Origin of the sequence: Aestuariimicrobium sp. Y1814 (genome assembly GCF_050113895.1) — a bacterium.
Classification (GTDB): domain Bacteria; phylum Actinomycetota; class Actinomycetes; order Propionibacteriales; family Propionibacteriaceae; genus Aestuariimicrobium.
In genome coordinates this window covers 34862-47503 of record NZ_JBNJRW010000014.1, presented here as the reverse complement: position 1 = coordinate 47503, position 12642 = coordinate 34862, and the positions used below count along the sequence as shown (strand labels likewise).

5 protein-coding genes are annotated in these 12642 nt (G+C 69.7%); 3 read left to right on the top strand and 2 right to left on the bottom strand.

The genetic code is table 11. From position 1 onward, the window contains the following. Window positions 1-3: 3 nt before the first annotated feature. Complete coding sequence (locus tag ACQE3C_RS13790; protein WP_434539724.1) at window positions 4-6168, bottom strand: Ig-like domain-containing protein; 6165 nt, start codon at window positions 6166-6168, stop codon at window positions 4-6. 60 nt (window positions 6169-6228) lie between these two features. Next, the gene (locus tag ACQE3C_RS13785) at window positions 6229-8958 is read right to left on the bottom strand and encodes a hypothetical protein (protein ID WP_434539723.1); all 2730 of its coding nucleotides are present in this window, start codon (window positions 8956-8958) and stop codon (window positions 6229-6231) included. 115 nt (window positions 8959-9073) lie between these two features. On the opposite strand from ACQE3C_RS13785, the gene ACQE3C_RS13780 reads away from it, so the two are divergent. The 3 genes from ACQE3C_RS13780 to ACQE3C_RS13770 all read left to right on the top strand — a co-directional run bounded on the left by ACQE3C_RS13780 (window position 9074) and on the right by ACQE3C_RS13770 (window position 12625). Further along, window positions 9074-10117 (top strand): class I SAM-dependent methyltransferase, encoded by a 1044-nt coding sequence (locus ACQE3C_RS13780; RefSeq protein ID WP_434539722.1) that lies wholly within the window; start codon window positions 9074-9076, stop codon window positions 10115-10117. 40 nt (window positions 10118-10157) lie between these two features. Then, window positions 10158-10985 (top strand): phosphoserine phosphatase SerB, encoded by an 828-nt coding sequence (gene serB / locus ACQE3C_RS13775; protein ID WP_434539721.1) that lies wholly within the window; start codon window positions 10158-10160, stop codon window positions 10983-10985. Window positions 10986-11113: 128 nt separating this feature from the next. Beyond that, on the top strand, window positions 11114-12625 hold the full coding sequence (locus tag ACQE3C_RS13770) for an acetyl-CoA hydrolase/transferase family protein (RefSeq protein ID WP_434539720.1): 1512 nt from the start codon (window positions 11114-11116) through the stop codon (window positions 12623-12625). The last annotated feature ends 17 nt before the right edge of the window (window positions 12626-12642 follow it).

The following is a 12642-nucleotide window of genomic DNA, read 5'->3' as shown; positions in this document are numbered from 1 at the left end:
GGGCTAACTGCCGAGGCTCTTGGTCAGGGTGTAGGTCGACCCCAGGCGGCTGCAGGAGAGGTTCACCGTGTACGGCCCGCCGGGTGCCGGGGTGGCCCCGGCATCCTTGTGCTCGACGGTGAAGGAGTCGGTGCTGCCCAGTTGCTCATTGTTGATGGGGAAGGGGTCGCCGACCGAGCACCGCAGCTGACCGCCCGTGTCGTTGGTGCGCACCGTCAAAGTGGTGCCCGACAGGCTCATCGACAGCGGCGGGGTCACCGTGATCGAGGCAGCAGGTGAGGCCCCGTGGTCGGCGCTGACGGCCCGCACCTCGACAGTGGCGTTGGCGCCATCGGTGCTGATGTCGATGTTGCCCATCTGGCCACCGCCGGCACTGCCGTAGTTCTGCACCTCCGGCACGGTGTTCCACCCGCCGCCGTTGACGCGGTACTGGATGGTGACCTGGTCACGACTGTTGCCCTGCAGGTTCGCGTCGGGCATCTTCCACGACACCCTGCGCTTGGCGCCGTCACCGGGACGCGCGTCACCCTGGTTCTCCCAGTACGGCGAGGTGGGTGCGCCGATGGGGGTCGCCGAGTTGGTGCCGCCCCAGTCGGAGCTCTTGGTCTTGTTCCACGCCTTCACCCGGGCGTAGTACCTGGTGCCGTTGGTGTAGGTGCCGGGGATCTGCTCACCGACCTTGACGTCCTTGTAGTCGCCGACCTTCCGGCCGGAGTAGGTCTCGTAGACCTCCACGTCGTAGTGGGTGACCTGCGGCTGGGAGGGGTCACCCCTGGTCAGGAACAGCGACCCGTCACCGGCGCTGATGTTGACCCCCGAGGGGGTGTTCGGGGCCCCGAAGGCAGCCACCGGGGCCGACTTGGCCGATTCCGCGCCGGCGTCGGGACCACGGTTCCAGGCGACCACGCTGAACTGGTATTCGACGTCGTTCTCGGCGCCGTTCCAGATGATTGACAGCGGGTTGTCAGCGTCCACCGTGGCCACCTGCACCCGCTGGCCGTTGCTGACCCGGGTGGCGTACACGTCGTAGCGCAGGATCGGGTCCTTGCCGGCCGGGGCACGGTCCCACTCGACCTTGAGGTGTCGGCCGATGCCGTAGCCGGCGTCGATGCCGACCACGTTGGTGGCGGCCTGCGGCGGCCCGGTGGGGTGTTCGGGCACCGAGGCGGTCGACTCAGCCTTCGACCAGCCCACCTCGTTCTTGGCGGCGACGGTGAAGGTGTAGTCGGTCTCATTGGTCAGCCCGGTCCAGGTGTAGCTGGTGGATGGGGCGGTCACCACCACCGGTGCCGCCGACCCACCGCTCTGCATGGTGAGTCGGTACTCGGTGATCGGGCTGCCGCGGCTGACGCCGGTGGGCCACGAGATGGTCAGCTGGCCGTTGCCGAACTTGACCGTCGGCTGCCCCATGATCTCGGGGACCACGTCGGGCTTCGAGGGTGCCGACTCGGCCGACTCGGCGCTGCCCAGTTCATTGGTCTGGGTGACCTGGAACCAGTACTGCTTGCCGTTGGCCAACCCGTCGATGGTGCAGGTGTTCGACGAGCACTCCACCGACTTGCTCGTCCCACCCGATTCGGCGCGGGTGACCCGCAGGGTCCGCGACAGGATCGGCAGGCCGTTCGCGGCGCCATCGGTCCACTGCAGCGTCACGTACCCGTCGCCCACCGCGACCTCACGCGGCACCCCGGGCACACCCGGCTTCGAGCGCACGGTCAGGACGATGCGGCCGGTGCTGCGCCGGTTCGGGTCGTTGGTGGCATCACCGATGGTGTACTCGACGGTCATGTCGCCCACGTAGCCCTCGGGCGGGGTCACCACGACCGAGTCACCCTCGACCTTGGCCGAGCCGGCACCCAGCGGACGGGCGCTGATCAGGGTCAGCTTGGTGTCGGTGAGCAGGTTCGACTTGTCATTGGCCAGCACATTGACGCTGCGGGGGCTGCCGGCGTTCGCGTCGGGCACCAGGTCGGTGACCGCGGTCGGCAGCGGCCGCGTCGAGGGCACCACCCGCAGGGTGACGGTCACGGGTCGGTCGTTGCCGTGGATGTCGAGCACCCGGCCAGAGAGCACCGCCGTCGAGCCGGGCTGGGCGGTGACGTCGGCCTGGGCATAGATCAGGCTCTGCTGGTCGGTCATCGCCCGCCAGGTCAGGTTCGCCTCGCCCGAGGTCTTGTTCCAGCGTTCGAAGCGGAACTCATCACCGTTGGGGTCACGGAAGAAGCTGCGCAGGTCGATGCGGGTCTCGCCCTCACCGGCGCCCACCTCGAGCACCGGTTCGGCGCCGATCAGTTCGGGCGGCATCTGGACGAGCTTCTTCTCCTCGTCCGGGTTGTCGGTCAGGTTCGGGGCGGGCTTGACCTCGACCGGGATGGAGATGTGGGCGCTGCGGGCGGTCTTGTCGCCGTCGGGCACGACGTCGGAGACCTCGAAGACCACCGCCGCCGGGCCCGAGTACTCCAGGGCCGGGGTCCACTCCAGCTTCTGCGGTGAGGGGATCATCGTGCCGGTGGTGTAGTACACCCGGTCGGCCGAGACGAGCTTGACCGGTCGTCCGTTGGTGCCGGCCACCAGCTGGTTCAGTTCGAGGACGACGCGCTCGCCCGCAGTGACTGTCAGGGGGCTGTCGTCCTTGAGGGTGGGGCGCAGGTCGTTGCGGCCCGGCAGCGTGATCACCGCGGTGGCCGAGCCGCCGTCGGCGTCGGTGATCGTGTACTGCACCTGCTGGGTGGAGTCCTTCACCGGGATGCGCACGGCCCCGGTGGTCTCGACCACGCTCACGCCGTCTACGGAGATCGGCAGGGTCACGGTGACCGCACTGATGTCAGCGTCGAGGTCGTAGTCGTTCTTGAGCACCTCGATGTCGACGTACTCCTTGTCGACGACGGTTTCGGGCGCCACCATGTCGTCGACGGCCACCGGCGCCAGCGGCGGGGCGTTCTCGTCCACGATGACCGAAATGTTGCCGTTGCCCAGGGTGTTGGCCGAGTCGCGCACGTAGTACTTGCCCGAGTAGGTGCCGGGCTCGGTCGGTGCGGTGAAGCGGATGGAGTTGCCGTTGACGATCTCGGTGTCGAAGGGCAGGTCGATGGCGTCCTCCTCGACGAAGCCGATGTTGTCGCCGTCCATGTCGAGGTCGTTGACCAGCAGCGGCAGGGTCACGAACGCCCCCGGCTTGACCCGGATGATGTCATCGCCGGTGGTCGGCGGGGTGTTGCCGCCGATCTGGGGGGCGATGCCCACCCGGATCTCACCGGTGGCGGTGGCACCGTGGGAGTCGACCACGGTGTAGCGGAACACGTCGGTGCCCTGGGAGTTCGGGAACGCCTCGTAGGACAGGTACTTCTCCCCCACCTGGACGACCCGGCCCAGGTGCGGGCCACTGCCCAGGCCCACCAGTCGGACGGGGTCACCGTTGGGGTCGATGCCGTCCATCGGGACCAGGATGCGCGTGGTGGTGCCCTGCAGCACCCGCGCCTCGATCATCCGCGGGGTCGGCGCCTCGTTCTGGGCGTCCGGCGAGACGATGGTGATGTTGATCACCGACGAGGCGGTGCGCCCGTCGGCGTCGGCGACCTCATAGGTGACCGACATCGATGCCGAGGCGTTGCCGCTGGGCACCGCGACCCGGACCTTGTCCCCGTCGATCCAGGCCCGGTCGCGGGGGCCCTCGACGATGCGGGTGACCTTGAGGTCCAACCCGATCGGGGAGGTGTCGTTGTCCAGCACGGGGATGGTGACGATGCTGCCGGCCCTGGCCTTGACCTCGTCCACGTTCGCCTCGGGCGCCTGGGAGCCGGCCATCTGGGTGGGCACGACCACGATCGTGCCGGGGGCGGTGGTGGTGCCGTCCGAGATCCAGTAGGTGATGGTCACCGGACGATCGGGGGTGCGGTTGGCGCTGATGGTCAGCAGGTGGCGGTTCTGCATCTCGACCTTCAACTCCGGCGGGGCGTCGAAGGACTGGATGACCAGCACATCACCGTCGGCGTCGAAGTCGTTGGCCAACGGGTCGACCAGCACACTGCCGCCCGGCGGCAGCAGCACCACGTCACGGGCGGCGACCGGCCGGTTGTTCTGCTTCGAGACACCTCGCACGTCAACCCGGATCAGGCCGGTGGACACCGGTCCGTTCGAGACGGTGTAGACGAGGTAATAGATGCCCGGCGCCGAGGCGTTGAAGGTGATCGTGTTCTCGTGGTAGTTCGGCACCAACGAGACCTCCTGGGTCTCGGCACCCTCGAGGCTGACCTCGCGCAGGGTCAGGTTGACGCCCTGGTCGTTGGCCAGCGGGTCCAGCACGAGGTCGGTCCCGACGGTGGCGTTGTAGAAGTCGCCGTTGGCGATCGGTGGGGCGACCCGCCCGGCCAGCACCTCGACGACCAGTTCCCCTTCGGTGATCGCGACACCGTCAGAGACCTTGAGCTTGACCGTCTTGGTGCCGGTGGTCTTGCCGACGTCCTGGAAGGTGATGGTGCCGTCGGCGGTGAAGGTGACCTCGTCCTCGGTGCCCTCCAGCCGGGCGTCGACCAGGACCAGGTCGTCACCGTCGGGGTCACGCCAGTCGAGCAGCGCCCGCTTGGTGCCCTTCTGCAGCTGGGCGATGGTGAGCTTCTCCTCGGGCCGCAGGTGGAACGGCGGCTGGTTCGAGGCGCCCTGGTCGGCGGGCAGCACCGTGACGCGGGCGTTCGCGGTCGCCGACTTCCCACGTCCGTCGGAGATGGAGTAGCTGAAGTCGATGGCGCCGGTGTGGCCCTCGGGGATGGTCACCTGCAGCCCGGACCCGCCGTTGACGAGCTGGAACGTGGGCCCACCGGTGACGGTCGGGGGGCCCAGCACCGACAGCAGGTCACCGTCGGGGTCGTAGTCGTTGTCGAGCACCGGCAGGATCGTCGAGCGGCCCTCGCGGGCGGCCAGCGCCATGTCGTCGCGGGCCACCGGGGCCTGGTTGGGACCCTTGCGGTCGGGGTTGATGACCTGGGTGTCGGGGTTGTCGTTGTCGTTGTCCTGCTCGTCCTGGGGGGTGACGTCCTCCCAGTCGGTGATCAGCTTCATGCCGTCGTCGACCAGCCAGATGTAGCCGCTGTTGGCGTCGTTCAGCACGACCACACCGCGGTTGGTGGCGAAGCGCAGGTCGGCCCCGCCCGGCACCCCGGGGATCTCGAGGATGATGGGGCCGGCGCCGGCGCAGCGCTTGGCGAACTGGTCACCGAAGGCGCCGTAGACGCAGTCGCCGATCACGAGAGGGGTGATGGGGGCGGCATTGATCAGCCCGCTGAGCGAGCGTGGGCCGTCCTTGGTGAGGGCGATCAGCCCGGCCGGGGTCGAGTAGACCGCCCGGGCACCCTCTGCCCCACCGGCGGCGGTCAGGCTGGGTTCGGGCAGCAGCGCGTTCGACCCGCCGTCGACGTCCCAGACGTCGTCCTGGCCCTCGACCCAGATGCGCTGGGTGGCCCGGTCGAGGACGACGGCGTTGTTGCCGACGGCGCTCAGCATGATCGCCCCGGCGTTGCTGGGTTCGATGTTCAGCGGGATCGGGGTGGTGGTGGTGTTGCCGGCCTGGAGGCGGACCAGGCTGGAGGTCGAGACGTTCAACCCGATGACCTCACCGGTGGCCGTGGCGATGGCCATGCCGCCGTCGCCGACCTCGAGCTGGGCCGGGGTGAGCTGGAAGTCGGTGCGCAGCATGTCGTCGACCGGGCCGAACCAGGCTCGTCCGTTGGTCGGGTTGGCGACCACCATCACCCCGCCACCGATCGAGACGGTGGCCGAGTTCGGCAGGTTCGTGGGCGAGCCCATCTGGTTGGTGCCCGGGTCGTAGGACGAGATCTGGTTCGGCGTCGACGACTTCACCAGCACCTGGTCGGCGTTCTGGATGACCTCATAGTCCTGGGCGCCGACCAGGGCCGCGTTGGCCATCTCTTCGGAGGGCACATTCAGGTTGCCGACCAGTGAGGTGGCCTGGCGCACCACATAGATCGACGCCTCGTTCAGGTGCACGTCGGCGATCTTGAAGCCGGGGTTGATGACCGCGGCGATCGCCAGGGCGAGCACGAGCACGCCCACCAGCAGGGTTGACCAGAACCGACCCAGGAATCGTCGCACAGCCCGGAAGGCCTTCGTCCCGGCGAACGCGGTCAGCCCGGCCGGACGACGGTCTCGCGACATGATGGGTCCCCCTGCGGATACCTGGCTCTGGGTCGTGGACGAACGGATGGGGTGGTCGGCCTAGGCCTGCCCGACCTCCAGGGTGACGCCGTCACCCAGGTCGATGACGGCACCGACCTCCACGGTGATTGTCTCACCCTGGTTCAACCTCACCGAATCCTCGCCCGGATGGCGTACCAGGGTGCCGTTGGTCGAGTTGTCGGTCACCTCGATGTTCCAGTCGCGCGGCTCCACGAACAGGTGGTTGCGGCTGATGTCGAGGCTGGGGCTGGGCACCCGCAGGGTCTGGGTCTGCGGGGGGCGGCCGTCGGCCGAAGGCGCCCGACCGATCACCACGGGCAGGTCGAGGTCGACGGCTTCGCCGGTGGACGAGCGCAACACCGCCAGCACCGGACGGTTCACCAGGCGCGGGTTGTTCGCATCCACCGGGGCCGGGCACAGCCGGCAGCGGTGGCTGCCGGGCGGGTTGGCGTGGCCAGCGGCGCACATCGACGCGAGGATCAGGTTCGAATCGTCCTGGCGCTGCTGCTGGGACGGCTTGTGGGTGGCCGCGATGCCGGTCATGAAGACCGTGCCACCGTCTGTGTCATCGTCGGCCTTCTGCGGCGCCCAGGGGTCGGACGGCGGCTCGGCCGAGGGCTGCGGCTGCGCGGAAGGCTGCGGCTGGGCCGACGGCTGACCGGCGGGCTGCTGGTGCTCCGGCGGGGCCCATGGCGACTGCTGGAACCCCGGCTGCTGCGGCGGCTGGCCCTGCTGCGGTTGCTGGGGGTCGGAATGCTGGGGCTGGCGCTGGTAGTCGGGGTTGCGCAGCGCGTAGGGGTTCTGGTGTGACGGCGCCTGGGCGGCGTAGGGATTGTCACCGGCCTGGCGCTGCTGGCCCTGGTAGGGGTTCTGCTGCTGGTCCCCACTGTCCTTGTTGCGCTTGAACAGCCCACCCAGGCCACCGGGAAGGGCGTAGGGGTTGCTGGGCGCCGGCGGCTGCTGGGCCTGGCCGTAGCCCTGCGGGGGCTGGCCGGGCTGCTGCCCGTAGCCCTGCGGAGGCTGGCCGGGCTGTTGGCCCTGCGGGGGTTGGCCGTAACCCTGGGGAGGCTGGCCCGGCTGCTGGCCGTAACCCTGCGGGGGCTGGCCCGGCTGCTGGCCGTAACCCTGCGGGGGCTGGCCCGGCTGCTGGCCGTAACCCTGCGGGGGCTGGCCTGGCTGCTGTCCATAGCCCTGGGAAGGCTGGCCGTACTGACCGGGCTGCTGCCCGTACTGGCCCCCCTGTCCCTGCTGGCCGTAGCCCTGGCCCGGCTGCTGGCCGTACTGACCCTGCTGGCCTTGCGGGGGCTGTCCGTACTGACCGGGCTGCTGCCCGTACGGCCCGGGCTGGCCCTGCGGCGGCTGGCCATAGCCCTGCTGGGGCTGGCCCGGCTGCTGACCGTAACCCTGCGGCTGCCCGGGCTGCTGGCCGTACTGGCCCTGCTGACCCTGGCCCGGCTGCTGACCGTAACCCTGCGGCTGCCCGTACTGGCCGGGCTCCTCGGCGTAGCGGCCGGCGGCCGACGGCTGCGAGGCAGGCGGCTGGGGGGCGGGCGGCTGCACGGCGAGCGGCTCGGCCGCCACGGCACCCGCGGCCAGTCCCCCGGCAAGTTCACCGGCAAGCGAGTCGGCGGGGCCGACCTCGGGCTCCTGGAAGGCTTCGATGCCCGCGGGCTCGGGTTCGGGCTGGTGTTCCGGCTCGGGCTGGGGGGCGGGGTCCTGCTCGTCCTCGGCGAAACGGCCGCCGAAAATGCCCGCACCGGGGTCGGCTCCCTCGAAGCTGCGGACCTCGTCCTCGGGATCGTCGGTCACCGGGACGTCATCGGGCAGGCCGACCCCTTCGGAGTGGAACTCCTCCACCTCGGGTTCCTCGTCGACGGCCTGCTCGTGGGGGCTGAAGTCGGGGGCGGGGGCATCGGTCCACTCGTCCGCCTCGACCTGGACGGGCTCGCTCGGCAGGTCCTGGGCGGGTTGCTCGAGGGCGGGCTCCTCTTCAAGACCCACCTGCTCGGCCTCCACCGCCGGCTCGGTATCGACGACCGGTTCAGGCTCAGCGACCGGTTCAGGCTCAGCGACCGGCTCGGGCTCGTGCACCGGCTCAGCCTCGACCACGGGTTCGGCGTCGAAGACCGGCTCGGGCTCGCCGACCGGTTCGTCCGTCACGGGTGCAGGGGCCGGGGGCGGCGCCACCGGGATGTGGGCGGGCTCCTCCTCGGGGGCACCGCCGATGGGGATCACCGGCGCCAGCGCGGCGATCTCGGGGCCGTCGTCAGCGGCCTCGGCGCCCTCCAGCGCTGCGGGGAAGACCGCGCGGGTGGTCGCGGTGGCATCGAGCACGATCGCCGAGGCGGTGACGGCACCGACCATGAGCGGCAGCTGCAGCACGGTGTCCTGGTCGACCTCCTCCATGTCGAGGCGAACCAGGCGACTGGTGATCGTCGCCTCGCGCCAGGAAACCACGTCCTCACCGTGGTTGACGACCTCGCCGTTGGTCAGGTCGACCAGGCGCAGGCTGCCCCGCACGAGCGAGTGCATCTGGTCGCCGGTCCAGAAGAAGGCGGCGAAGTTCGGCATCTTGTCGGCGCCGTGGGCGGCCAGCTGCGAGAGCAGGTGCTCGATCGAGCTGGACTCGACAACCCGGTCCCAGATGGAGTTCAGCAGTGTGGAGGCCTTGGCAGGAGCCGGCTGCAACACCACCAACGAGCTTGGCCCGGCCAGGACGACCCAGCGACCAGGGGTGTAGGTGGCGCGCCAAGCGGCGTATTGCTGCATGTCGGTTCCTCTCACGGGGTGCGCCCACACTGGGCACCTCCTCCATTTTCACCGTACACAGGGGCATTTGGGCAAGTGGTGCTGTATTGCCTGCACCCGCCCTTAAGGTTTGGCTGTGCCCGAGTCCGCGCTGACCGACCCCGTCGACCGCCTGGTCGCCGACGAGTCCCCGGTCGCGGCTGCTGCCGGTGCGGTCGTGCTGGTGATCGGCTCGGTGCCGCTGGCCGAGCACGCCCTGGCCGCCGGGGCCCGGGTGCTGGCGTTCTGCGACTCGGCCCTTGACCACGTGCAACTGCCCGACGGGGTCGAGCGCGTCACCCCCGAAGACGACCTGCCGGACCTCGACGTCGCCTGGGCGCGGCTGCCCCGCGACCTGGACGAACTCGACCAGTGGTGCGCCTGGGTCGCCGGCGCCGGTGGCAGTTTCGTGGCCGGGGCCCGCACCAGGCACCTGCACCCGACCATGAATCAGGTGATCGGGCGCCACTTCGGGGCCGTGCGGGCCAGTCTCGGACGCGACAAGTCCCGCGTGCTGCACGGCAGCGATCCGCAGCCGGCGGCCGCCGATCGTCCGGGAGCGCGCTGGCCGCGCTGGCGTGACCTGGAGTTGCCCGGGGACGACCCCGGGCAGGTCACCCGGACCGCGCGCCACGGCGGCACCTTCGCCTCGGGGCGGCTCGACCCCGGCACCCGCCTGCTGCTGCAGCAGCTCGACCAGGTCGTCGCGTCGGGCCCGGGCCGGGTGCTCGACTGGGGGTCCGGCGCCGGGTTGCTCACCACCGCGCTGGGCCGCCGGCTGCCCACGGCAACCTTGGACGCCGTCGACCTGTCTTGGGCGGGGGCCGAGGCCACCCGGCTGACCCTGGCCGCCAACGGTATCGATGCCACCACCCACTGGGCCGACGGCAACGCACTGCTGGCCGGTCTCGACGGGCTCGACCTGGTGATCAGCAACCCGCCCTTCCACGCCGGTGTCGCCAAGGACTCAACCGCAACTGAAACGATGATCGACCTGGCCGCCGAGCGGCTCGTCCCCGGTGGCGAACTGTGGCTCGTCCACAACTCTCACCTGCCGTGGCTGCGGCAGTTGCGCCGCCACGGGCGGGCCGAGGTCATCGCCCAGGACCCCGGCTACACGGTGTCTCGGCTGCGCCGCTGACCCGACGTGCTGCGCGGGCGCACGGCCTAGGCTGGGGGCCATGTCGCTTGACCAGCAGCAACCACAGACCGAACGCGTCGTCCGGATCGGCCCGGGACTGCCCCCGGCCGACCTGCCCCACGCCCGGGCCCACGAGTGGGGATGGGCGGCCGACGCCGAGCCGGGTTCGGCCGCCGCTGACCACCCGCTGGCCGACCACGGTCGGGTGAGCGGCTGGCTGGCGGCCAACCCGCCGCGGCTGGTGGTCTGTGACGTCGATGCCACCTTCTGCCAGGAGGAGTCCATCGACCTGCTGGCCGAGGTCGCCGGCGCCGGTGAGCACGTCGCCGAGATCACCGAACGCGCCATGCGCGGCGAGCTCGAATTCGGTGAGGCGCTGGCGCTGCGGGTCGCGACCCTGGCGGGGCTGCCCGTGGGTGCCCTCGACGAGGTGCGCGCGCAGATCCATTACTCCCCCGGCGCGCTCGAACTGGTCAGCGCGCTGCACGAGGCCGGCAGCAGGGTGGCGCTGGTCTCGGGTGGGTTCATCGAGATCGTCAGCAAGCTGGGCGAGGTGGCCGGGGTCGACTTCGCCGCGGCGAACGTGCTCGAGGTCGACAACGGGGTGCTGACCGGACGAACCGTCGGCGCCACCGTCGACCGGGCCGCCAAGGCCCGGTTCCTGCGGCAGTTCGCCGAGCAGGTCGGGGCGAGTCCCGACCAGTGCGTGGCGATCGGCGACGGCGCGAACGACCTGGACATGATGGCGGTCGCCGGCCTGGGCATCGCCTACTGTGCGAAACCGGCGGCCGCCGCGCAGGCCGGTGCGACCATCAGCTTCCCCCGGTTGGATGCCGCTCTCGGGTACCTGCAGCTGGCCGTTTCGTGATTGTTCACCGGGCTGTTCAAAGCTGAGACCCTGAGCGCACCCGGCACTGCCTGAGAGGGTAGCCTCAGACGTGCAAGCCGGTCAGCAAGGAAGCTGGGCTGGCCTCACCCCTTCAAGGAGGAAACGCGATGTCAGAACGGATCGCCAGCGACAAGTTCCGTCAGAAGATCATGTCGGCCAGCGACGCAGCCGGTTTGATCAAGAACGGGATGAACCTCGGCTTCAGCGGATTCACGGGTTCGGGCTACCCGAAGGAGTTCCCGGTGGCCCTGGCCGAGAAGATCAAGGAAGCCCACGGCCGTGGCGAGGAGTTCCAGATCGGTGTCTGGACCGGCGCCTCGACCGCCCCCGAACTCGACGGTGAACTGGCTGAGACCGGTGGCGTGTCCTACCGCATGCCCTACCAGTCCGACCCGGCGATGCGCTCGGCCATCAACAAGGGCACTGCCTACTACCAGGACATCCACCTCTCCCACGTCGGCCCCCAGGTCTCGCAGGGCTTCCTCGGCAAGCTGGACGTCGCCGTCATCGAGGTTTCCTCGATCACCGCCGACGGTGAGCTCGTCCCCTCGTCCTCGGTGGGCATGAACCGCACCTACCTGGAGCACGCCGAAAAGGTGATCCTCGAGGTCAACGAATGGCAGTCGGTCGACCTGTTCGGCATGCACGACATCTACTCCGAGATCGGCGCGCTGCCCCCGAACCGGGTTCCCATCCCGCTGACCTCGCCCTCGGACCGGATCGGTTCCAAGACCCTGTCGGTCGACCCCGAGAAGATCATCGCCGTCATCGTCACCGATGCCGGCGACCGCAACTCCCCCTTCAAGCCGCTCGACGATGACTCGAAGGCGATCGCCGGTCACTTCCTCGACTTCCTCGGCAACGAGGTCAAGCAGGGACGCCTGCCGAAGAACCTGCTGCCGCTCCAGTCGGGTGTGGGCAACATCGCCAACGCCGTGCTCGCCGGCCTGCTCGAGGGCCCCTTCGAGCAGATCACCTCGTACACCGAGGTCATCCAGGACGGCATGGTCGACCTGCTCGACTCGGGCAAGCTGACCGTCGCCTCGGCCACCGCCTTCTCGCTGTCGCCCGACTACGCCAAGAAGGTCAACGACGAGGCCAAGAAGTACCGTGACCTGATCATCCTGCGCCCGCAGGACGTCTCGAACCACCCCGAGCTGATCCGCCGCATGGGTGTCATCGCCTGCAACGGCCTGATCGAGGCCGACCTGTACGGCAACGTGAACTCCACCCACGTGATGGGCTCGCGGATGCAGAACGGCATCGGTGGCTCGGGTGACTTCACCCGCAACGGCTACTTCGCCGCTTTCGTGACCCCCTCGACCGCCAAGGGCGGCGCGATCTCGTGCATCGTCCCGATGGTCAACCACGTCGACCACACCGAGCACGACACCGACGTGATCATCACCGAGCAGGGCCTGGCCGACCTGCGTGGCCTGGCCCCTCGCCAGCGCGCCAAGGTGATCATCGAGAACTGTGCACACCCCGATTACAAGGAACCGCTCAAGGAGTACGTCGCCCGGGCGGAGAAGCTGGCCAACGGCCACCACACCCCGCACGACCTGGCCACCGCCCTGAGCTGGCACACCAAGTACATCAACGAGGGCACGATGCGCTGAGCCCGTCGGGTTCGCTG